The 20,346-nt window shown below is 71.1% G+C and carries 18 protein-coding genes; 9 read left to right on the forward strand and 9 right to left on the reverse strand.

Annotated features, from left to right (window positions below; all coding sequences use genetic code 11):
- Window positions 1–41 precede the first annotated feature (41 nt).
- From MRBLWH10_RS00440 to MRBLWH10_RS00455, 4 genes are all read right to left on the reverse strand, one after another.
- Complete coding sequence (locus MRBLWH10_RS00440) at window positions 42–503, reverse strand: DUF3237 domain-containing protein (RefSeq protein ID WP_341941225.1); 462 nt, start codon at window positions 501–503, stop codon at window positions 42–44.
- Window positions 500–982, reverse strand: coding sequence for a MarR family transcriptional regulator (locus MRBLWH10_RS00445; protein WP_341941226.1), 483 nt, complete (start codon window positions 980–982; stop codon window positions 500–502). Before MRBLWH10_RS00445 ends, MRBLWH10_RS00440 begins: the two co-directional genes overlap by 4 nt.
- On the reverse strand, window positions 979–2,229 hold the full coding sequence (locus tag MRBLWH10_RS00450; RefSeq protein WP_341941227.1) for a flavin-dependent oxidoreductase: 1,251 nt from the start codon (window positions 2,227–2,229) through the stop codon (window positions 979–981). The genes MRBLWH10_RS00445 and MRBLWH10_RS00450 overlap by 4 nt, the downstream gene beginning before the upstream one ends.
- Window positions 2,230–2,306: 77 nt before the next feature.
- Window positions 2,307–2,969, reverse strand: a complete 663-nt coding sequence (locus tag MRBLWH10_RS00455) for a helix-turn-helix domain-containing protein (RefSeq protein WP_341941228.1) — start codon at window positions 2,967–2,969, stop codon at window positions 2,307–2,309.
- 160 nt (window positions 2,970–3,129) lie between these two features.
- On the opposite strand from MRBLWH10_RS00455, the gene MRBLWH10_RS00460 reads away from it, so the two are divergent.
- The 5 genes from MRBLWH10_RS00460 to MRBLWH10_RS00480 all read left to right on the forward strand — a co-directional run bounded on the left by MRBLWH10_RS00460 (window position 3,130) and on the right by MRBLWH10_RS00480 (window position 9,927).
- Window positions 3,130–4,803: an amidohydrolase gene (locus MRBLWH10_RS00460; protein WP_341941229.1), complete on the forward strand. Its 1,674-nt coding sequence runs from the start codon at window positions 3,130–3,132 to the stop codon at window positions 4,801–4,803.
- Window positions 4,803–6,443: an ABC transporter substrate-binding protein gene (locus MRBLWH10_RS00465; RefSeq protein WP_105675167.1), complete on the forward strand. Its 1,641-nt coding sequence runs from the start codon at window positions 4,803–4,805 to the stop codon at window positions 6,441–6,443. Before MRBLWH10_RS00460 ends, MRBLWH10_RS00465 begins: the two co-directional genes overlap by 1 nt.
- Window positions 6,444–6,533: 90 nt before the next feature.
- Complete coding sequence (locus tag MRBLWH10_RS00470) at window positions 6,534–7,490, forward strand: ABC transporter permease (RefSeq protein ID WP_341941230.1); 957 nt, start codon at window positions 6,534–6,536, stop codon at window positions 7,488–7,490.
- A complete protein-coding gene (locus MRBLWH10_RS00475) occupies window positions 7,487–8,353 on the forward strand; it encodes an ABC transporter permease (RefSeq protein ID WP_341941231.1) in 867 nt (288 codons plus the stop codon). The genes MRBLWH10_RS00470 and MRBLWH10_RS00475 overlap by 4 nt, the downstream gene beginning before the upstream one ends.
- Complete coding sequence (locus tag MRBLWH10_RS00480; protein WP_341941232.1) at window positions 8,350–9,927, forward strand: ABC transporter ATP-binding protein; 1,578 nt, start codon at window positions 8,350–8,352, stop codon at window positions 9,925–9,927. Before MRBLWH10_RS00475 ends, MRBLWH10_RS00480 begins: the two co-directional genes overlap by 4 nt.
- 148 nt (window positions 9,928–10,075) lie before the next feature.
- Here the strand turns inward: MRBLWH10_RS00480 and MRBLWH10_RS00485 are convergent, their stop codons facing one another.
- The 3 genes from MRBLWH10_RS00485 to MRBLWH10_RS00495 are packed head-to-tail and all read right to left on the reverse strand — an operon-like array spanning window position 10,076 to window position 12,337.
- Complete coding sequence (locus tag MRBLWH10_RS00485; protein ID WP_341941233.1) at window positions 10,076–10,441, reverse strand: cupin domain-containing protein; 366 nt, start codon at window positions 10,439–10,441, stop codon at window positions 10,076–10,078.
- Window positions 10,438–11,841 carry an FAD-dependent oxidoreductase gene (locus MRBLWH10_RS00490; RefSeq protein ID WP_341941234.1) on the reverse strand — a complete coding sequence of 468 codons (1,404 nt, stop codon included), beginning with the start codon at window positions 11,839–11,841 and terminating at the stop codon, window positions 10,438–10,440. The genes MRBLWH10_RS00485 and MRBLWH10_RS00490 overlap by 4 nt, the downstream gene beginning before the upstream one ends.
- A 28-nt stretch (window positions 11,842–11,869) precedes the next feature.
- Window positions 11,870–12,337, reverse strand: coding sequence for an Lrp/AsnC family transcriptional regulator (locus MRBLWH10_RS00495; protein ID WP_105675177.1), 468 nt, complete (start codon window positions 12,335–12,337; stop codon window positions 11,870–11,872).
- Window positions 12,338–12,437: 100 nt separating this feature from the next.
- On the opposite strand from MRBLWH10_RS00495, the gene MRBLWH10_RS00500 reads away from it, so the two are divergent.
- A complete protein-coding gene (locus MRBLWH10_RS00500) occupies window positions 12,438–13,883 on the forward strand; it encodes a gamma-aminobutyraldehyde dehydrogenase (protein ID WP_341941235.1) in 1,446 nt (481 codons plus the stop codon).
- Between the two features lie 265 nt (window positions 13,884–14,148).
- On the opposite strand, the gene MRBLWH10_RS00505 is transcribed toward MRBLWH10_RS00500, so the two are convergent.
- Window positions 14,149–14,868 carry an FCD domain-containing protein gene (locus MRBLWH10_RS00505; protein ID WP_341941236.1) on the reverse strand — a complete coding sequence of 240 codons (720 nt, stop codon included), beginning with the start codon at window positions 14,866–14,868 and terminating at the stop codon, window positions 14,149–14,151.
- Between the two features lie 168 nt (window positions 14,869–15,036).
- Between MRBLWH10_RS00505 and MRBLWH10_RS00510 the strand changes: the two genes are divergently transcribed.
- The 3 genes from MRBLWH10_RS00510 (at window position 15,037) to MRBLWH10_RS00520 (ending at window position 19,791) form a co-directional block, all read left to right on the forward strand.
- Window positions 15,037–16,440 carry a gluconate:H+ symporter gene (locus tag MRBLWH10_RS00510; RefSeq protein ID WP_341941237.1) on the forward strand — a complete coding sequence of 468 codons (1,404 nt, stop codon included), beginning with the start codon at window positions 15,037–15,039 and terminating at the stop codon, window positions 16,438–16,440.
- 2 nt (window positions 16,441–16,442) lie between these two features.
- Window positions 16,443–17,030: a gluconokinase gene (locus MRBLWH10_RS00515; RefSeq protein ID WP_341941238.1), complete on the forward strand. Its 588-nt coding sequence runs from the start codon at window positions 16,443–16,445 to the stop codon at window positions 17,028–17,030.
- 127 nt (window positions 17,031–17,157) lie between these two features.
- Window positions 17,158–19,791 carry a hypothetical protein gene (locus MRBLWH10_RS00520; protein ID WP_341941239.1) on the forward strand — a complete coding sequence of 878 codons (2,634 nt, stop codon included), beginning with the start codon at window positions 17,158–17,160 and terminating at the stop codon, window positions 19,789–19,791.
- A gap of 30 nt (window positions 19,792–19,821) precedes the next feature.
- Here the strand turns inward: MRBLWH10_RS00520 and MRBLWH10_RS00525 are convergent, their stop codons facing one another.
- Window positions 19,822–20,346 (reverse strand): GNAT family N-acetyltransferase, encoded by a 525-nt coding sequence (locus MRBLWH10_RS00525; RefSeq protein WP_341941240.1) that lies wholly within the window; start codon window positions 20,344–20,346, stop codon window positions 19,822–19,824.

Consider the following 20,346-nt stretch of genomic DNA (forward strand, 5'->3'; position numbering starts at 1 on the left):
GCGCTGAGCCCCGGTACGGCGTGGGGTGGCGCCGCGCGGCGCTACCCCACGCGGTACGCGCGGTAGTGCACGGCGCTGGCCAGGCGCTGCGCCGACGCGAGGAAGAGACTCCGCTGCAGGTGGGCGAGCGCCGGGGCCGAGGTCTCGACCGTCACCGTCGTGCGGAAGGAGTACAGCGCCGGATCGACGTCCTCCCCGCGGCCCAGCCGGGCGAGCACCTCGTGTGGTCCCGTGCGCAGCCCGCGGGCGTGGAGCAGCAGGAGGTCGCCGGATGCCGTGCGCGCCGAGTACCTGCTGTCGATCTCGATCGTGCCGTCGGGGCGGACGAGCTGCCAGTCGGCGCCGCCGGGCAGGACCTCCGCGTCGACCTCTCCGCTCACCCGTCCGCCGAGGATCGGCACGACCCTGCGGTGGCCGGCGCTGGTGCCGAGGTGGTCCTCCAGCGGGCCGAGCGCGACCTCGACGTCGAAGGCGGGGGTGAGCGTGGGGACGGGCAGGGTCATCGGTCGTCCTTCGGATCGTGGGGAGCGGATGCCGCGGCATCCGCTCCGGTGAGCACGGTGCACAGCCTCTCGAGCACCGGAACCGCCGCGGAGAGCACCGCGCGCTCCTCCTCGTCGAGGGCATCGGCCGCGCGTGCCACGAGCGCGGAGTGGGCGGCGTCGAAGCGGTCGAACAGATCGAGCGCGTGCGCCGAGGCGCGGACGACGACGCGGCGACCGTCGGCCGGGTCGGGTGTGCGCTCGACGAGACCATCGGCCTGCATGGCTCCGAGCAGGTTGCTCACCGTCGGACGGCTCAGACGCAGCGTCGACGCGATCTCGGCCGGACCCTTCGCGACACCGCGCGGGAGAGTGCGGAGCACGTCGATCTGCGCCTCGGAGAGCTCGGGGAGGCGGGCCTCGGCACGGGTCGCCGCGAGCAGCGCCCGCCGCAGCGGGGAGATCACGCCGGCGAGGCGGGCGGCGTCGAGAGCGCTCATCGGTCCGCCCTCGCGCTCAGCGACGGACGCTCGTTGAGCGTCTCCGGGAGGAAGCCCGCCGCGCTCTTGTAGTCGGCGGCGATCCGCTCGCGCTCGGCGCGCGGCACCACGTCGTCGATGTCGGCGAACCCCTCGGGCGCGCGCTCGGCGGCGACGAGCATCACCCGCTCGGGGCCGGTGGCCCTGGTGCCGGCGAGCAGGGCGGTCATCGCGGGGCGGCGGTCGTCCTCGTAGCGGGTGAGCGCCTCGTCGATCGAGTCGGCCGTGGCGAGGTGGAACGCGAGGGTGCGCGCGTCGAGGATCGCCTGTGAGCCGCCGTTCGAGCCGTTCGGGTACATCGCGTGTGCGGCGTCGCCGAGGAGCGTCGTGCGGCCGAAGGTCCACCGGGGCAGTGCGTCGCGGTCGACCATCGGATACTCCAGGATCTCCTCGGCTGCGGCGATCGCCCCCGGAACATCGAGCCAGTCGAAGCTCCAGTCGCGGAACAGCTCCGCGATCGGCGCCGGGTCGATCGCCCGGTTCCAGTCGGCGTCGCCCGAGCCCCCGACGCGCTTCTCGGCGATGAAGTTCACGAGCACCCGGCCGTCGGCATCCGCCTCCTGCAGCGGGTACGCCACGAACTTCTGCTCGCCGTCACCGGCCATGATCATGGTGCGACCGTCGAGGAACGCCGGGATGCGGGTGACCCCCCGCCACAGCGTCAGGCCGCTCCAGGGCGGAGCGCCCTCCGCGGGATAGCGCAGGGCGCGCAGGGCGGAGTGGATGCCGTCGGCCCCGACGACCACGTCGGCCGTCGCCTCGACCTCGCCGTCGGCCGTCGCGAATCGCGCGGTCTCGGTGCCGTCGGCGTTCGAGCGGATGCCGATGAGGCGGTGGCCGAGACGGCTCGGCTCGGCCAGCCGCGCGTCGGCGAGATCGCGCAGGGCCAGCTGCAGCCGCCCGCGGTGCACCGACAGCTGCGGCCAGCGGTACCCCGCGGCGACGCCGCGCGGCTCGTCCCAGATCGCCTGCCCGAAGCGCGTGAAGTACGCGAGCGTGCGCGGCTCGACCCCGAGCGCGGCGATCGTCTCGGCGACGCCCAGTTCGGTGAGCTCGCGCACCGCATGCGGGAGCAGGTTGATGCCGACCCCGAGTCCGCGGATGCCGGTGCTGCGCTCGTAGACGGTGACGTCCGTGAGGCCGGCCTCATGCAGGCTGATCGCGGCGGCGAGCCCGCCGATGCCCGCGCCGACGACGATGATCTTCATCGATCTCTCCCTCTCGCGCCCGCCGTGGGCGCCGGGGATAGTTTTGCAACAAAACTAGTTTGGGCGCAAGAGGGGCTTCAGTCCTGGGCGGCCGTGCGGGCGGCGGACTCGAGGATGACGTCGACCCCGAGCAGGAAGAGCTCCCGATCCTGCAGGTCCGACAGCAGGACGCTGTGCTCCGCGATCAGCGGGAACTGCCGCGGATCGGCGAGGAGGGGGGAGTCGATCCACGGGCTGTCCGCGCCGTCGTCCTCGGCGACCGCGCGCGCCCTGGCGATGCCGGCTGCGACCGACAGGACGTGCGAGGCGAGCAGCGCGTAGTGATGCACGAGAGTCTGTCCGCGGAGCCCCGCCTGATGCAGAGCCTCGAGCATGAGCTCGATGGCGGCGAGCTCGCCGGGACCGTGGGTGGTCAGCGTGGTCGCCTCGGTGCCGATCGCGGGGTGGCGGACGTACAGCGCGAGCGTCTCCTCGGCGAGTGCGCGCAGGCGGCCGGCCCACTCCTCGACGGGCAGGGAGACGGATGCGGCGGCGCGGCCGTTCAGCTCGTCGAGGAGCGCGCCCATCAGCGCCTCCTTGCTCGCGAAGTGCCGGTAGATCGCCGTGGGGTCCGCACCGAGCCGTGCGCCGAGGTCGCGGACCGAGATCGACGCGACTCCGGTCGCCGCGAGCTCCATGCCGGCCTCGATGATCACCGCGCGATCCAGCCGCACGCGGGTTGATGCCTTGTCGTTCGCCATCGTCTCTCCGGTCTTCCTCGCTCCATCGTGCCATGGCGCGGCGCGATCTCCTCAGCAGGCTACGGCCGCGCAACGGCCATGACAACAGTGTTGACATTGCCGATGACGACGGATAGCTTTATCGCGATCCTGCAGCTTCGACGACGAAGAAAGGCGCGCGATGACGAGCGACATCATCTTCCACGGAGGTCCCGTGTTCACCGGAAGCGGTGCACCCCTCGAGAACCACGCGGTCATCGTCCGCGGCGGACGCATCGCGGCCGTGGTCCCCGAGGCCGACCTCGCCGCCGCATCCGATGCCCGCCGCATCGACCTGCGCGGAGCCCTGCTCAGCCCGGGGTTCCAGGACGCGCACATCCATCCGGTCGGCGGCGGCATCGAGCTGCTGCAGTGCAACCTCACGGATGCCGAGAACGCCGAGGAGACCGCGGCCCTCATCCGCGCCTACGTCGCGGAGAACCCCGAGGTCGAATGGGTTCTCGGCGGCGGCTGGGGCATGGACCACTACCCGGGCGGCAACCCGCCCCGGCAGCTGCTCGACGAGGCGGCGGGCGGACGGCCCGTGCTGCTGCAGAGCCGCGACCACCACAGCACCTGGGCCAGCACCGCGGCCATCGAGCGCGCCGGCATCACCGCCGAGACGGCGGATCCCGAAGACGGCCGCATCGTCCGCGAAGCCGACGGGTACCCCGCCGGGACCTTCCACGAGGGCGCGGGCGACCTGTTCGCCCATGTGCGCCCCGCGACCTCGGACGAGCTCGCCTACCAGGGGCTGCTGCGCGCGCAGGACGAGCTCATCGCCCTCGGCATCACCGGCTGGCAGGACGCGATGGTCGGCGCCGGGGTCGCCGGCATCGCCGATCCGCTCGGCGCCTACGAGCGGGCCATCGAGGAGGGAACCCTCAAGGTGCACGTGGTCGGAGCCCAGTGGTGGGTGCGCGACGGAGGCATCGAGCAGGTCGAACGGATGATCGCCCGGCGCGAGGCGGCAGCCGCGGCTCATCCCGACCGCCGCCTCGATCTCGGCACCACGAAGATCATGGTCGACGGCGTCGCCGAGAACCAGACGGCCGCGATGCTCACGCCGTACCGCGACGGCTCGGGGCACGACACCTGCAACCACGGCCTCAGCTTCATCGCCCCCGAGAACCTGCGCCGCTACGTCACTGCCCTGGATGCCGCAGGGCAGCAGGTGCACATGCACGCGCTCGGCGACCGGGCGGTGCGCGAGGCGCTCGACGCCCTCCAGGATGCTCACGACGTGAACGGCGCGACCGACGGCCGGCACCACCTCGCCCACCTGCAGATCGTCGCGGAGGACGACGTCCCCCGCTTCGCGGAGCTCGACGCCATCGCGAACATCCAGGCACTGTGGGCCACGCACGAGGACCAGCTCGACGAGCTCACCCTCCCTTTCCTCCAGGACGGGCAGGAGGCCAGGCAGTACCCGTTCGGGGACTTCGCACGCGAGGGCGTCCGCTTCGCCGCCGGCAGCGACTGGCCGGTGTCGACCGCCGACCCGATCGCGGCCATCCACATCGCCGTGAACCGCACCGTGCCCGGCTCCGCCCGCGGCCCGCTCGGCGGCGAGCACCAGCGTCTCGACCTGGAGACCGCGCTCGCCGCGTACACGTCCGGCACCGCGTACGTGAACCGTCGAGAGGGCGACACCGGCAGCATCCGCGAGGGCTATCTCGCCAACCTCGTCGTGCTCGACCCGAACCCGTTCGCCGGTCCGACATCCGAGATCCACCGCACCCGCGTCGCCTCGACCTGGATCGAGGGGCAGCCCGTGTACGAAGCCGAATCCGCCACCACCCGCAAGGAGTCCTGATGTCGCGCATGTTCCTCCGTGGCGGCGCCGTCGCCGTCGCCGGCATCCTCTCGGTCGCCGCCCTGGCCGCCTGCTCGCCCGCAGCCGGGGGAGGAGGCGCCGACGAGCCGATCGACTGGAAGATCACCTCGACGACCGCCGCCCCCAGCGGCGACATCGACTCGTTCACCTTCGCGAGCTACTCCGAGCCGTACTCGCTCGACTACGCCTACGCCTTCGACTACTCCGACAACCAGGTGCTCGCGAACGTCTGCGAGTCGCTCCTGCGGCTGAACCCCGACTTCTCGCTCACGCCGGCCCTCGCCGAGTCCGTCGACCACCCGACGCCGGAGACGTGGGTCTACACCATCCGCCAGGGCGTGACGTTCCACGACGGCACGCCGTTGACCGCCGCCGACGTCGTCGCCTCCATGTCGCGCCACCTCGACCCCGCGGTCGGATCGTCGTGGTTCTCGGTGTACCAGAACGTCGTCGACATCTCGCAGACGGGCGAGAACCAGGTCACCGTGACCATGTCGGGTCCCGACTCGCAGTTCAACCTCTCGATGGGCGGCTCGGCGGGTGTGATCGAATCCGCGGCGACCCTCGCCGAGAAGGGCGCCGACTACGGCAACTCGACCGGAGGGGTCAACTGCACCGGGCCGTTCTCCTTCACGACGTGGGAGTCGGGGGAGTCGATCACCCTCACGCGCTACGACGGATACTGGGACGAGGATCTCCGGGCACGCTCGGGCGAGGTGACGTTCGTCTTCATGGGCGACTCCACGGCGCGGGTGAACGCGATGAAGTCGGGCAGCGTCGACGGCGGCTGGATGATCCCGATGGAGGCCGTGCCGCAGCTGCGCGCCTCCGGCAAGGGCGACGTGCTGTTCGGCCCCTCCACCGCCGTCGGCAACATCGTGATCAGCGACCTCGACGGCCCGCTCGGCGACCTCAGGGTGCGCAAGGCGCTGCTGCTGGCGATGGACCGCCAGGGCATCGTGCAGGCCGCGGCCCGAGGCGTAGGCGAGGTCACCGACGTCATGACCACCGAGTCGGTCTGGCGAGACGGATCGGATGCCGCCCGCACCACAGCTTTCGACGACATCACCCACTACGAGCAGAACCTCGAGGAGGCGAAGAAGCTCATCGCCGAAGCGGGAGTCGAAGGGGAGACCCTCACGTACGTCACGGCGCCGATCGGCAACGACTTCGCCGTCATCTCGCAGGCCACGGCCGCGGCCGCGCAGTCGATCGGCCTGAAGGTGAAGGTCGAGTCCGTGAGCCCCGCCGCGTACACGGCGCTGTTCTCCGACCCGAGCGCCAGGGAAGGGGTCGACCTCTTCTACACGAGCTGGTACCTCTCCAGCCCCGACGCGCTCGAGATGTACTCGGTGCTGCGCACCGGCGAGTTCAGCAACTACGGCGGCTGGTCCGACCCCGAGTTCGACGAGGTCGTGAACCAGGCGATCGCCACCGACGACCCTGCCGCCCGCAGCGAACTCACCGCGAAGGCGCAGCAGATCGCGAACGCCGAGCTGCCGTGGCTGCCGCTGTCGACCGGCCCGCTGTCGCTCTTCCAGGGCGAGCGCATCAGCGGGATCTCCCCGTCGATGGCCTTCCTCTACTACCCCTGGGCCGCCGAGGTCGGGGCTCGCTGAGGTCGGATGCCGCGCATCGCCCGGTGCGCGGCATCCACCCCTCTCCCGACGCTGACGCCCTTCACCCCTGAACCCTGAGGAGATCACCCGATGCATGCCGCTCGACGCGTCGCCGGGAAGCTCGGCGGACTGCTGCTGACGCTGTTCCTCGCCTCGCTGCTCGTCTTCTTCTCGCGCTTCCTCGTGCCGGGGGATCCCGTGAGCTTCCTGCTGCGGGGCCGCAAACCCAGCCCCGAGGCCGTGGCGCAGGTCACCGCCCAGTACGGCCTCGACCGCTCGCCGATCGAGCAGTACCTCCGCTGGATCGGCGGCGCGGTGCGGGGCGACTTCGGCCGCTCGCTGCAGTTCCGGCAGGACGTGAGCGTCGTGCTCGGGGAGCGGCTGCCCGTCACGCTCACCCTGGTGGTGATGGCGGGCGCGATCATCGCGGTCGTCGGGCTCGTGCTCGGAGCCGTGGCCGCCCTGAACAGGGGCCGGCTCCTGGACCGCGTCGTACTGATCGGACTCACCGTGCTCGGGGCGATCCCGTCGTTCGTCGGCTCGATCATGCTCATCGCGGTGTTCTCGGTGCAGCTCGGCTGGTTCCCCTCGTTCGGGTCCGGGGAGGGCTTCCTCGACACCGTCCACCACCTGGTGCTGCCCTCCATCGCGCTGGCGATCGTGTTTATCGTGCTCGTCGGAAAGGTGACGCGCTCCGCGATGGTCGAGCAGCTGAGCCGGGAGCACGTCGAGGTCTCCACGAGCCGCGGCGTGAAGCGCTCGATCGTCGTGCGCCGACACGTGCTGCGCAACGCGCTGGGCCCCATCCTCACGGTCAGCGGCGTGCTCGTCGCCGGACTCATCGTCGCGAGCTCGATCGTGGAGGCCGCGTTCGGCCTCTCGGGCGTGGGCTCGCTGCTCGTCCAGTCGGTCGACCGCCTGGACTTCCCCGTCGTCCAGGCGATCGTGCTGCTGGTGGTGGCGGCGTTCGTCGTCATCAACGCGATCGTCGACATCCTCGAACCCTGGATCGACCCCCGATCCGCCGCAGGAGCTGGTGCCCGATGACCTCCTCGACCCCCACGCTGGCGGTGCGCGTGCTGCGTGCGCCGCGCATTCCCCGGCCGCCGATCCTCTTCGCGATCAGCGCCGTCGTGCTCGTCGTCGTCACGCTGGCCGCGGTCCTCGCCCCGTGGATCTCCCCCTACGACCCGGATGCCGTCGACTTCACCGCGTTCTACGCCCCGCCGTCCGCCGCGCACTGGCTCGGCACCGACGCGCTCGGCCGCGACATCCTCAGCCGCATCATCTGGGGCGGGCGCACCGCGCTGATCGGCCCGCTCGCCGTCGTGCTGTTCTCCACGGTGCTCGGCATCCTGCTCGGCCTCCTCGCGGGGTGGCGCGGCGGGTGGATCGACGCCGTCCTCGGCCGTGTGTTCGACGTGCTCTTCGCGTTCCCCTCGCTGCTGATCGCGATCATGGCCGTCGCGCTGTTCGGCAAGGGGCTGCTCGCCCCGGTGATCGCGATGAGCATCGCCTACGCGCCGTTCGTCGCGCGGCTGACGCGATCGCTCGTCGCCGCCGAGCGCACCAGACCCTATGTCTCGGCCTATCGGGTGCAGGGGTTCGGCGGCGCGTGGATCGCACTGCGCCGCGTGCTGCCCAACATCACCCCCATCGTCGGCGCGCAGTCGACGCTGAACTTCGGCTACGTGCTCGCCGAGCTCGCCGGCCTCTCCTTCCTCGGCCTCGGCGTGCAGCCGCCAACGGCCGACTGGGGCGGCATGATCAACGAGGCCCAGTCGGGCGTCGCCTCAGGACAGTTCCTCCCCGCCATCGCCCCGGCCGTGATCGTCGTGATCGTGGTCGTCGCGGTGAACATCATCGGCGAGGAACTGTCGGACCGCATCGGCGGATCGGAGTTCGCATGACCCTTCTCGACATCCGCGACCTGACGCTCGACCTGCCGAACGGCATCCGCCTGCTCCACGGCATCTCGCTGAGCGTCGCGCCGGGGGAGACCGTCGGACTCGTGGGCGAGTCCGGCTCCGGCAAGTCCCTCACCGCGCGCTCCGTGCTCGGTCTGCTGCCCGACGGCGCCGTGGTCGGAGGCTCCGTGACGGTCGACGGCCGCTCGCCGCTCCGGGCAGGGGCCGATCGGCAGGAGATCCGTCGGCACGAGGCGGCGATGGTCTTCCAGGACCCCCGCGCAGGCATCAATCCCATGCGCACGGTCGGCGATCACGTCACCGAGGCGCTGCGGCTGTGCGAGGGCTGGCCCGCGGGGAAGGCGCGCGACCGCGCCGTCGAGCTGCTGACCGCCGTGCGGCTGCCCGCGCCGAGCGAGCACCTGGAGCAGCATCCCCACGAGCTCTCCGGAGGCATGCTGCAGCGGGTGATGATCGCGGGGGCGCTGAGCGCGTCACCGAAGCTGCTGGTGTGCGACGAGCCCACCACCGCGCTCGACGTCACCACCCAGGCCGAGATCGTGCAGGTGCTGCGCGACCTCTGCGCGCAGACCGGGATGGGGATGCTGTTCATCACCCACGATCTCAACCTCGCCGGATCCCTGTGCGACCGTCTCGTCGTGATGAAGGACGGCGCCGTCGTGGAGGAGGGCCCGGCCCGATCCGTGCTGACCGCGCCCGCGGCGGACTACACGCGCAGGCTGGTCGCGGCGACGCCGAAGCTCACCGGCGCGGTGACGGTGGCGCCCGAGACCTCCGCCGACGCCCAGCTCGTGGTCACCGGGGTGGGGAAGACCTATCGTCGGCGGGGGCGCAGCGACGTCGCCGCCGTGGTCGACGCCGAGCTCGTGATCCCCCGAGGCGGTTCGCTCGCCGTCGTGGGCGAGTCGGGCTCGGGCAAGTCGACGCTCGCGCGCATGATCGTCGGGCTGGAGGAGCCGGATGCCGGGGAGATCCGCATCGGCGGCCGCTCGATGGCCGGCATCCCCCGCACCCGCGCGGAGCGGCTGGAGCGCGCCAAGAGCGTGCAGATGGTGTTCCAGGACCCGTACCTGTCACTCGACCCCCGCATCCCGGCCGGGCGCGCGATCGAAGACGTGCTGACGCTGCACACGGGGCGCACCGGCGCCTCGGCGCGCGCACGGGCGCTGGAACTCCTCGTCGCGGTCGGGCTCTCCGAGGAGCACCTGACCGCGCGACCCCGCACCCTCTCCGGGGGCCAGCGCCAGCGCGTCGCGATCGCCAGGGCGCTCGCGGTGGAGCCGGAGCTGCTCGTGATGGACGAGGCCACCAGCGCGCTCGACGTCTCGGTGCAGGCGCAGGTGCTCGACCTCGTCGCCGGCATCCGTCAGCAGCAGAGACTCACGCTGCTGTTCATCAGCCATGACCTCGCCGTGGTGCGCCGCGTGTGCGCCGAGACGATCGTGATGAAGCGCGGGCGCATCGTCGAAGCCGGACCCACGTCGCAGCTGCTCGATGATCCGCAGCATGAGTACACCCGCCTGCTCATCGACTCGGTGCCCGTCCCCGTCGTGTGAGGATCAGGGCCGCGGCCGTCACTTTGTCGGCGCCATGGACGCTGAGCCGGCTGACGCGCCGGGGCTGCGCCGGCATCCGGTGTCTCGCGCCGACAGGACGACGACGGATGCCGGGACGAGGTCAGTACAACCGGCCCGCCACGGCGGCTCAGGCCACGTACACCTTGCGGAGCGTCTCGGTCACGGTCCACACGGTCTGCATGCCCTCGGCCAGACGCACGAGAGAGCCGGGGCCCACCTCCAGCGGCGGCAGAGGAGGCGACACGAACTCGATCACGGCGTGACCCGACAGCACGACGAAGACCTCGTCGGCCTCGGTGTCGGATGCCGTGCCGGGGGTCATCTCCCAGATGCCGACCTCGGTGTCCCCGACGGTCGCGAGGGGCAGCAGCGCCGCGGTCGGCGCCCCGGACACGACCGTCGCCGCGGGCAGCGCCTCGTGCGGGAGATCGACGGCGCGCGCATCGAGCCCGGACCCCGCGTCGATCCCTGACCCGGCGTCGAGCGCGCTCACGAGTCGAACCCCATGCCCACGGCGTCGAGCGCCTTGAGGAAGAGGTTGCGCTTCCCGTCGTTGTGGTCGGCCTGGTTCATCGCGGCTCGGACCAGGTTGATGCCGATCGCGGCGGCGGGCTCCGGCGGGAACGGGATCGGCTTCTCGTGCACCATCTTCAGCTCGGTGCGCTCGGTCTCCTCACCCGACAGCTTGTCGAGCATGACGTCGGCCGCGAAGCGCGCGGCGCCGACGCCCAGTCCGGTGAAGCCGGTCGCGTACGCCACGCGGCCCTTTCGCGCGGTGCCGAAGAACGCGCAGAAGCGGCTGGACGAGTCGATCGCCCCCGCCCAGCGGTGCGTGAACGTCAGCCCCTCCAGCTGCGGGAACGTCGTGAAGAAGTGCGAGGCGAGCTTGCGGTGGCTCTCCATGCGGTCCTCGTACTCCGGGCGCACCTTGCCGCCGAAGTGGTAGATCGCGTCGTACCCGCCGAACAGGATGCGGTTGTCGGCGGTGAGCCGGTAGTAGTGGAACTGGTTCGCGCTGTCGGCGAGGCCTTGACGGTTCGACCAGCCGATCGACGAGAGCTGCTCGTCGCTCAGCGGCTCCGTCATCAGCACGTAGTCGTACACGGGAACGGTCATGAGGCGGTTGCGCTTCAGCAGCGACGGGAACACGTTGGTCGCGAGCGCCACGGCATCCGCCGTCACCCGCCCGCCGGGGGTGATCAGAGTGATCGGACCAGCTCCGTCGCCCTCGACGCCGCGCACGATGGAGTGCTCGTAGATCTCCACGCCGAGCTCGACGGCGACGCGGGCCAGCTCCATCCCGAGCTTCGCGGGGTGCACCATCGCGCAGCCCTCGCGGTCCCAGTCTCCGGCGAGGAACGTGGGGGAGTGCACCTCGGCCTGCACCGCGGACTCGTCGAGGTATCCATGCTCCTCCCGGTACCACTCGACCTGGTGCGGCTCGACCGCGACGGCGAGCTGCCCCGTGCGCTCGAAGTCGACCTTCATGTCGTACTTCGCGACCGTGGCCTCGATCGCGTCGAGGTTCTCGAGCCCCAGCTCCTCGAGCCGGTCGATCTCCTCAGGCCAGCGGTTCACGCCGTTCTCGTGCCCGTGGGTGAGGCTGGCCTCGCAGAAGCCGCCGTTGCGACCCGACGCCGCCCAGGCGATGCGCGAGGCCTCCAGCAGCACCACGCGCCGCTCGGGATCGCGCTCCTTGGCGCGGACGGCCGTCCACAGGCCGGCGTATCCGCCTCCGACGATGGCCAGGTCGGCCGTGATGTCGGCGGAGAGCGTCGGGTGCTCGACGCGTTCGACGTCGTCGAGCCAGAACACCCCGAGCGCGGTGTCGCGCAGGGAGGCGTCGATGACCGACTCGGCGGGCTTCTGGCGTTCGAAGACGGTGGTTCCCATGATCACTCCGTTGCGATCGGGGCGCGCGTCAGCGCGTGCCCCAGTTGTAGAGGTCCTTGTAGAGGCCCGCGTAGAGCAGGCTCTCGGTGTGCACGACGCCGGGGATGGTGCGGATGCGGGTCGCGATGAGGTCGATGAGGTCCTCGTCGCTCTCGCACACGGCCTCGACGAGGATGTCGAAGGTGCCGAGCGTGACGACGACGTAGGCCAGCTCGGTGATCTTGGTGAGCTCCTGCGCGATCGACCGCGGATCCTTGTCGACGCGGATGCCGATCATCGACATGCGGTGGAAGCCGAGCTGCATCGGATCGGTCACGGCGACGATCTGGATGATGCCCGCCTCCGTCATCCGCTGCACCCGCTGGCGTGCGGCGGCCTCGCTGAGCCCGACCGCGCGGCCGATCTCGGCGTAGGGGCGGCGGCCGTCCTCCTGGAGGAGCTCGACGATCCTCTTCGAGACGTCGTCCAGGGCGGGGTGCTTCGGAGTGCTGCTCATGTGTCGATATTGACAGGTTGAACACGCCCATGCAACTGATTCAGTTGTTTCGAGGGAGAATGAGCTTCAGAATCCGCACGGATGCCGGTACGATATCGCCATGTCCTCAGAGAAGAACTCCGCGACGCTGCAGAACTTCATCGGCGGCCGCTACGTGCCCGTGAACGGAGCGGGTCACCTGCCGCTCATCGACCCCGCGACCGAGGAGGTCTACGGGCAGCTGCCCCTGTCGGATGCGAGCGACGTCGACGCGGCCTACGCCGCGGCATCCGCCGCCTTCCCGCTCTGGCGCGACACCACGCCCGCCGACCGTCAGCTGGCGCTGTTCCGCATCGCCGATGAGATGGAGGCACGTGCGGAGGAGTTCGCCGACCTGGAGTCGCAGGACACCGGCAAGCCGCGCGCGAGCCTCGTGGCCGATGAGATCGTGCAGTCGATCGACCAGCTGCGCTTCTTCGCCGGAGCAGCCCGCAGCCTCGAGGGGCGCGCCGCCGCGGAGTACATGGCCGGCCACACGTCCTTCGTGCGGCGCGAGCCCGTCGGCGTGATCGGTCAGGTCACCCCGTGGAACTACCCGCTCAACATGGCGGTGTGGAAGATCGCCCCCGCGCTCGCCGCGGGCAACACCGTCGTGCTCAAGCCTGCAGAGTCGACCCCGCTCACCACGCTGCTGCTCGCCGAGATCGTGGCGATGCACACCCCCGGCGGCACCCTCAACGTCGTGCTGGGCGACCGTGACACCGGTGTGGCCCTGGTCGAGCATCCTGTTCCGCAGATGGTCGCGATCACGGGCTCGGTGCGCGCGGGCATGGCCGTCGCACGGTCGGCCGCGAACGACGTCAAGCGCGTGCACCTGGAGCTCGGCGGCAAGGCCCCGGCGATCGTGTTCCCCGGCGCCGACATCGCGAAGGCGGCAGCCGGCATCGTCACGGGCGCCTTCTTCAACGCCGGGCAGGACTGCACCGCCGCGACCCGCGTGCTCGTGCACTCGTCGATCCACGACGAGCTCGTCGCCGCCCTGGTGGAGAAGACGAAGACGGATGCCCGCACCGGGGGTCCGCGCGAGGAGGGCGTGCTCTACGGGCCGCTGTCGAGCGCGGCGCAGCTCGCGCAGGTGCAGGGCTTCGTCGACCGGCTCCCCGCGCACGCGAAGATCGAGGTCGGCGGCAAGCGGCAGGGGGATGCCGGGTACTTCTTCGAGGCCACGATCGTGTCGGGGATGCAGCAGGACGACGAGGCCGTGCAGGGAGAGATCTTCGGCCCCGTGCTGACGGTGCAGTCCTTCGAGACCGACGAGGAGGCGCTCGCGCTGGCGAACGGCGTGGACTACGCGCTCGCGTCCTCGGTGTGGACGACCGATCACGCGCGGGCCATGCGGTTCTCGCGTGACCTCGACTTCGGCTGCGTGTGGATCAACACGCACATCCCGTTCGTGTCGGACATGCCGCACGGCGGCTTCAAGCACTCCGGCTACGGCAAGGACCTGTCGCAGTACGGCTTCGACGACTACACGCGCATCAAGCACGTCATGACCGCGCTCGACTGATCCCGCGCCCGCGGGTCGTTGAGCGAGCGGAGCGAGACGAAACGGGGTGAGGTGTGCGCGGCTTCGGCTGGAGTCGTGCGGATCATGAAGCGTTTCGTCACTTCGACTCGCTGCGCTCGCTCAGTACGGCGCTCGGTCGCTGCGCGTCCTCGCTCAACGACCGGGTGGCGGTACCCCGACCGGGCGGCGGTGACCCGCGGGTGTGGTGGCCCCGCGGGTCGTTGAGCGAGCGGAGCGAGACGAAACGCGGTGAGGTGCGAGCGGGTCAGTCGTTCGACGACTGGCGCAGTGCGCGGGTGGTCTGCTCCATCGCCTCCGCGGATTCGGCGACGATCGCCCGCATGGCCGACTCGGCGCGCTCGGCATCCCTCGATTGCACTCCGGCGGCGACCTCGCCGTGCAGGCGCAGCGCCTCCGGATCCGCGACGTCCGGCATCAGGTCGTGGTGCGTCCTGCCCTCGAGGACCGCGACGACGATCGGCGACAGGCTGCTGAGCATGACGTTGTGCGAGGCCTGGAGCAGCGTGGTGTGGAAGTCGATGTCGTGGGCGAGGTACTCGTCGGTGTCGGCGGCGCGTGAGGTCGACGACATCCCGATGACCGCGGCGGTCAGCGCACCGCACTGCGCCGGGGTCGCGTGCAACGCGGCGAGCCGGGCGGCGACGGGCTCGACGGCGCTGCGGAGCTCGCTGAGGCTCTGCAGCAGCTCGGCGCGCCGCGGTCCGTCGAGCCGCCACCGCAGCACGCGCTGGTCGTAGGGGCTCCACGTCTCCGGCGGCTGCACGATGATGCCGACGCGCTGGCGCGACGCGACCATGCCGAGCGATTCGAGCACGCGCACCGCCTCGCGGATCGCGCTGCGTGAGGCGCCGAACTCGGCCACGGCGTCGTCCATGATGATCCGGCTGCCGGGGGTGCGGCGCTCGGCGCCGATGTCCGCACCCCAGCGCTCGACGATCACATCGTGCAGAGCGTTCTGAGGCATGGCCTCATGGTAGGGGAAAGACCCGATGTTTGCATCCGCTCGCGCCAGCGGAGCAGACAATCCCGCACAGATCTTGAAATAGTCTGATTATTTAGGTACCGTACTCGTAAATATCAGACGGAAGCGCCGTGGCTCTCGGACAGTGCTTCCCCCATGGGAGGAACAATGATGGTTCCCTTGACACTGCTGAAGACGGCGGACCCTGCCCCGATCGTCCCCGTCGGCTCGGACGCCCAGCTCATCACCGCCGCACTGATCGGCTTCGCCGTGATCATCGTCCTGATCACCTGGCTGAAGGTGCATCCCTTCCTCGCCCTGACGATCGGCGCCCTCGGTGTCGGCATCGGCGCGGGTATGGCCACCGGCCAGGCGCTCACCAGCTTCTCCAACGGCTTCGGCTCGACGATGGGCGGCGTCGGCGTGCTGATCGCCCTCGGCGCGATGTTCGGCAAGCTGCTCGCCGACTCCGGCGGCGCGGATCGCGTCGTCGACACCCTCGTCTCGCGGTCGAGCAAGAGGGCACTGCCGTGGACGATGGGCGTCGTCGGCGCCGTGATCGGTCTGCCGATGTTCTTCGAGATCGGCCTCGTGCTGCTCATCCCGGTGATCATCCTCGTCGCCCGCCGCTCGGGCGTCGCGCTGATGAAGATCGCCATCCCCACCCTCGCCGGCCTCTCCGCGATGCACGGCCTCGTGCCCCCGCACCCCGGACCGCTGATCGCGATCGACGCCCTCGGCGCGAACCTCGGCCTCACCCTCGCCTTCGGCGTGATCATCGCGATCCCGACGATCATCATCGCGGGCCCCGTCTTCAGCGGGTTCGCCGCGAAGTGGGCTCCCGTGCCCGTGCCCGACATGTTCCTCACCGCCGAGGACAAGGGCGAGGACGTCACGCAGCGCCCGCGCCCCTCGTTCGCCGCCGCGCTCTCCAGCATCCTGCTCCCGGTCGTGCTCATGATGGGCAAGGCGCTCGCCGCGGTCATCGCGCCCGATTCGACGGATGCGTGGAAGGTCGTGCTCGACTTCGCCGGCACCCCTGCGATCGCGCTGCTCATCACGCTGATCTTCGGCATCTTCGTGCTCGGCGCCGGCGGGAAGATGAACCGCACCACGGTCGCGCACTCCCTGGAGAGCAGCCTCCCGCCGATCGCCGGCATCCTCCTCATCGTGGGTGCGGGCGGCGCCTTCAAGCAGGTCCTCATCGACACCGGCATCGGCGAGGTCATCACCAGGGCCGTGCTCGAGAGCGGGGTCTCGGTGCTGCTGCTCGGCTGGCTCGTCGCCGTGCTCGTGCGCATCGCCACGGGCTCAGCCACCATCGCCACGATCACGGCGGCCGGTCTCATGACGTCGGCCGCGTCGACGCTCCCCGGCCCGGAGGTCGCCCTCCTCGTGCTCGCGATCGGCTCCGGCTCGGTGTTCCTCTCGCACGTGAACGACGCCGGGTTCTGGCTCGTCAAGCAGTACCTCGGAACGAGCCTGCCGCAGACGTTCAAGACCTGGACGGTGCTGGAGTGCCTGATCTCGGTCGTCGGCCTCGCCGGCGTGCTGCTCCTGGATCTGGTGGTCTGATCATGACGTCGACGAACGGACAGGACGCCGTGCAGACCCCGCCGGACCCGCCCATCGTGCTGGTCGTGATGGGGGTCTCCGGATCGGGCAAGTCCACCGTGGCCGGCATGCTGGCCGGACGGCTGGGCTGGGACCTCGAAGAGGGAGACGATCTCCACCCCGCGGCGAACGTCGCCAAGATGGCCGCCGGGGTGCCCCTCACAGACGAGGACCGGTGGCCGTGGCTGGAGCGGATCGCCGCGTGGATCCAGCTGCACACGGCATCCGGAACCCCCGGGATCGTGACCTGCTCGGCGCTGCGCCGCGTCTACCGGGACCGGCTCAGCGGACCGGGCGTCGCCTTCGTCCATCTCGACGGCACGCGCGAGACGATCGCGAACAGACTCAGCACCCGCTTCGACCACTTCATGCCGCAGAGCCTGCTGGGCTCGCAGTTCGCGACCCTGGAGCCGCTCGAGCCCGACGAGGAGGGCATCGTCGTCGACCTCGGCCGCGGCCCGAAGGACGAGGTCAAGGAGATCATGCGGCGCCTTCAGCTGTCGGCGCTCCCCGCGCCGGAGTACACCGACGAGGGGATGCTGGCCGACTGAGGCCCGCTCCGACGGCACCGACGAGTCTCGCACGGGCGCCGTGACCGACGCCCGTGCGAGACTGTCGGTCGTGGCGGAACGCCGGCCGAGAGCACCCGCCGGCCGGCGAGGAGGGGGACGCGTCGACATGGGGATCTTCAGCCTGCTTGAAGAGGCGCGAGCGCGCATCGACGAGGGCGAGCAGGGGGCGGCGCGCGCCCTGCTGGTCGAAGGACTCGCAGGGGCGACATCCGCGACCGGCGCCGACGAGGCGTGCGCTCTCGCCGAGGCGACGGGGCTGCTCATCGGACTCGACGTGGAGATCGAGCAGCCGGAGACGATCGATCGTCACCTGGAACGCCTGGCCGCTCTCACCGATGGCGTCGACGACGAGCGCACGGCGGAGGCGCTGGCGTACGCGGAGCTCCCGCGGATCGAGTTCGTGCACGGTTTGGACGACGTCGATCCGGTGCTGCACGTGGAGGTGCTCCAGCGCGCCGTCGCCCTCGACGCCCGCTGGCGAGACTCCCCGCATGCGGGCGTCCGGCGGGCAGCCGCCGAGGCCGCGCTCACCGCGCAGATGATCCGCAAATGGCTGGGGCAGTCGCCCTCGTCCATCGCCGTGGCTCTCGACGAGCTCGCCCTCCGCCTCGGCGGAGAGGCCGACCCGCGGTCGGCGTCGATCAGGCTCGAGGCGATGTTCACCGCCTCGCGGCTGCGCGTCGAGAACGACCTCGACCTCTCCGGTGTTCCCGAGGTGCTCGATCTGGTCGTACGAGAGGCGCGCTCCGGTCCCGGCTCCGCGGGATTCGCCCTCGACGCCGCGCTGCTCCTCGCCGACATCGCGATCGCCGAGGGCGCCCCGGCGCTCGAGGCCGTCGCCCCCGTGAGGCGGCTGCTGGCAGACGGGCTCGGGGAACCAGGCGTGCAGCGCGCGCGACGCGAGACCCGGCACCTGGAGGAGATCCTCGATCGTCTCGACGGAGCGGATCGGGATGCCGTCGCCGCCGAGGAGTGGTCTGCTCTCCTCGGGCGGTACGCAGCGGACGCCGACGCCGATGCGCGCGCCCTCGTCCTCTCCGATCTCCTTCGCCACGTCGGCGCCACCGCGTACGCGACGGCATCCGGCCTTGCGCTGCTGCGCGAGGCCGACCGGGTGTTCCTGTCGGACGATGATCCGCGGTCGGCCCTCGCCCGGTTCGGCGTCGCGGCGCGCATCGCGAGCGTGCTCGGCCATCCCGATGGAGCGACGGCGGCGCGCGAGCCCTCGTCTCCCGAGCGAGACCCCGTGGCGGCCGTGGCCGCGTCCCTCGCCGTGGAGGAGAGGTTCGCCGCCTTCTGGGACGACGTCGAGACGGTGCCGAAGATGGCCGCGCTGCTCCTCGACAGGGCGCTCCGGCAGTCCGATCTCGGAGGGCGGGACGATGCGCTGTCGACGCTCGCCCGACTCTCCGCGAACGTGCGGGCGACGGGGCGCGACATCGCCAGGTCGGAGCGCGTGCAGGCGGGGTACTGGGAGAGCAGGTTCCTCCGTGAGGCCGGACGGCAGGACGCATCCCGGAAGGCGATCGACGAGGTTCTCGCCGAGTTCTCCGCGGACCCGTCCGGCGACGTGCGCCGGTGGGCGGCGAACGCGCTGTGGTCGGCGTGGCGCTCCGATCTCACAGGGCAGACCGAATCGAGGGAGCTGCGGCGCCTCTTCGCCGAACGATTCGCCGACGACCCCGACGTGAGGATCCGCCGACTCGACGCGACCAGGATGCTCGGCGACGCGGTGGAGTCGCATGAGCAGGGGAGCACAGGCGCGGCGATCGACCTGCTCCGTGCGCTCGACGCCCGCTTCGGCGACGCCGACGACGACGACACCCAGGACACGGTCCGCCGTGCCCGCGAGAACCTCCGGATCCTCTCGCTGCTGCCGGGGGCGGATGCCGCGTCCGGTGATGCGGCGACCGAACGGTACCGGTCGCTGCGAGATCGTCTCTACGCCGCCGACGAGCTCGCCGAGAAGGGGCGGGTCGCCGAGGCGGAGGGCCTCTGGAGGGGCGTCGTCGAGGAGAGCGCCGGAACAGACGACGTCGATGTCGCGATGCTGCGGCTCGCGGCGCTGGACGCCTGGGCGGGCTGGCTCCAGGACGCCAAGTACTGGGAGCAGGTCGCGACGCTGGCGCGCCAGGCGACCGTCATCCGGGCAGGGAGCGACCTCCGCGCCGAGCGCGTGCAGGCCCGCGCGTACCTCCGGCTGGGCATGGCGCTCGGCGCTCTCGGGGATCCTCGAGGGGCGATCGCGGCGTACGAGGCGCTCGATGCGCTCGCCGAGGGGGAGACAGACGGAGAGCTGGCGACGACGCGCCAGCAGGGCGTCTACAACCGCGCCATCATGATCGACGAGATCGGCGACGTCGCCGGCGCTCTCGCCGCCTACGAGCACGTCGTCGCCGTGCACGGGCAGTCGGTCGACACGGCATCCGGTCGGCTCCGCTGTGCGAAGGCGCTCCGCAACCAGGCGATCCTCTTCGGAGGGCTCGGGCGCACGGCGGAGGCCGCCGGAGCACACCGCCGAGTGCTCGACATCGGTGCGGGCACCGCCGACGCCGACCTGGAGGTGCGCGTCAGGGCGTCGGCGTTCGATCTCGCCGGGTGCTTCGCGGCGCTCGGCGATCACGCCTCGGAGGCCGCGACCTACGCGTGGATCCGCTCCGCTCCGCACCTCGGCCTCTCCGCGGCGGAGGTCCGTTCCGCGGCGCGTGCGGAGAAGGTCGCGCGGCGACGAGCCCGCTGACGCCGGTCGTCTGACGCCGGCGTCGTCCGCTCAGCGCAGCGGGTCCTTCACGCGGCGGTGCTCCGCGAACGACGCGTACGGACGCTCGTCGACCTTGGTCGCGCCGTCGGCGATCCAGCCGTGGGCCGCGTAGAAGGCGTCTGCCCTGTCGTTGCCGTCGAGCACCCACAGGTAGGCGCGGGTGTGCCCGGCATCCGCGATGACCTTCTCCGCGGCGGTGAGCAGGGCGTGACCGACACCGGTCGACCATGCGGAGGGGTCGGCGTAGATGCCGTACACCTCGCCGTCGGCCAGCCCATCGTCGTCGCGCCCCGAGCCGAACGAGGTCCAGCCGATGACGGCGCCGTCGCGGACGGCGACGAGGATGCCGAGGCCGGTCGGCAGCGGATCGGCGACGATGCGTCGCCATCCCTCCGCTCGCTCCTCGATGGAGAGGCCGTCGAGGAGCTCCTGCGGCATGAGCCCTCGGTACGCGACCTGCCAGGAGCGCACGTGCACGGCGGCGACCTCGTCGGCGTCGTCGATCTGAGCCTCGCGGATCACCAGCTGCGTCAT

The organism is Microbacterium sp. LWH10-1.2, from assembly GCF_038397765.1.
GTDB classification, from domain to species: Bacteria; Actinomycetota; Actinomycetes; order Actinomycetales; family Microbacteriaceae; genus Microbacterium; species Microbacterium natoriense.

Excerpts from the sequence above, each read along its gene's own strand:
- MRBLWH10_RS00505 (WP_341941236.1), bottom strand. The coding sequence starts at position 14,868 with ATGCCTCAGAACGCTCTGCACGATGTGATCGTCGAGCGCTGGGGTGCG.
- MRBLWH10_RS00460 (WP_341941229.1), top strand. The coding sequence starts at position 3,130 with ATGACGAGCGACATCATCTTCCACGGAGGTCCCGTGTTCACCGGAAGC.
- MRBLWH10_RS00475 (WP_341941231.1), top strand. The coding sequence starts at position 7,487 with ATGACCTCCTCGACCCCCACGCTGGCGGTGCGCGTGCTGCGTGCGCCG.
- MRBLWH10_RS00525 (WP_341941240.1), bottom strand. The coding sequence starts at position 20,346 with ATGACGCAGCTGGTGATCCGCGAGGCTCAGATCGACGACGCCGACGAG.
- MRBLWH10_RS00480 (WP_341941232.1), top strand. The coding sequence starts at position 8,350 with ATGACCCTTCTCGACATCCGCGACCTGACGCTCGACCTGCCGAACGGC.
- MRBLWH10_RS00495 (WP_105675177.1), bottom strand. The coding sequence starts at position 12,337 with ATGAGCAGCACTCCGAAGCACCCCGCCCTGGACGACGTCTCGAAGAGG.
- MRBLWH10_RS00500 (WP_341941235.1), top strand. The coding sequence starts at position 12,438 with ATGTCCTCAGAGAAGAACTCCGCGACGCTGCAGAACTTCATCGGCGGC.
- MRBLWH10_RS00445 (WP_341941226.1), bottom strand. The coding sequence starts at position 982 with ATGAGCGCTCTCGACGCCGCCCGCCTCGCCGGCGTGATCTCCCCGCTG.
- MRBLWH10_RS00450 (WP_341941227.1), bottom strand. The coding sequence starts at position 2,229 with ATGAAGATCATCGTCGTCGGCGCGGGCATCGGCGGGCTCGCCGCCGCG.
- MRBLWH10_RS00440 (WP_341941225.1), bottom strand. The coding sequence starts at position 503 with ATGACCCTGCCCGTCCCCACGCTCACCCCCGCCTTCGACGTCGAGGTC.
- MRBLWH10_RS00510 (WP_341941237.1), top strand. The coding sequence starts at position 15,037 with ATGGTTCCCTTGACACTGCTGAAGACGGCGGACCCTGCCCCGATCGTC.
- MRBLWH10_RS00455 (WP_341941228.1), bottom strand. The coding sequence starts at position 2,969 with ATGGCGAACGACAAGGCATCAACCCGCGTGCGGCTGGATCGCGCGGTG.
- MRBLWH10_RS00520 (WP_341941239.1), top strand. The coding sequence starts at position 17,158 with ATGGGGATCTTCAGCCTGCTTGAAGAGGCGCGAGCGCGCATCGACGAG.
- MRBLWH10_RS00470 (WP_341941230.1), top strand. The coding sequence starts at position 6,534 with ATGCATGCCGCTCGACGCGTCGCCGGGAAGCTCGGCGGACTGCTGCTG.
- MRBLWH10_RS00515 (WP_341941238.1), top strand. The coding sequence starts at position 16,443 with ATGACGTCGACGAACGGACAGGACGCCGTGCAGACCCCGCCGGACCCG.
- MRBLWH10_RS00465 (WP_105675167.1), top strand. The coding sequence starts at position 4,803 with ATGTCGCGCATGTTCCTCCGTGGCGGCGCCGTCGCCGTCGCCGGCATC.
- MRBLWH10_RS00490 (WP_341941234.1), bottom strand. The coding sequence starts at position 11,841 with ATGGGAACCACCGTCTTCGAACGCCAGAAGCCCGCCGAGTCGGTCATC.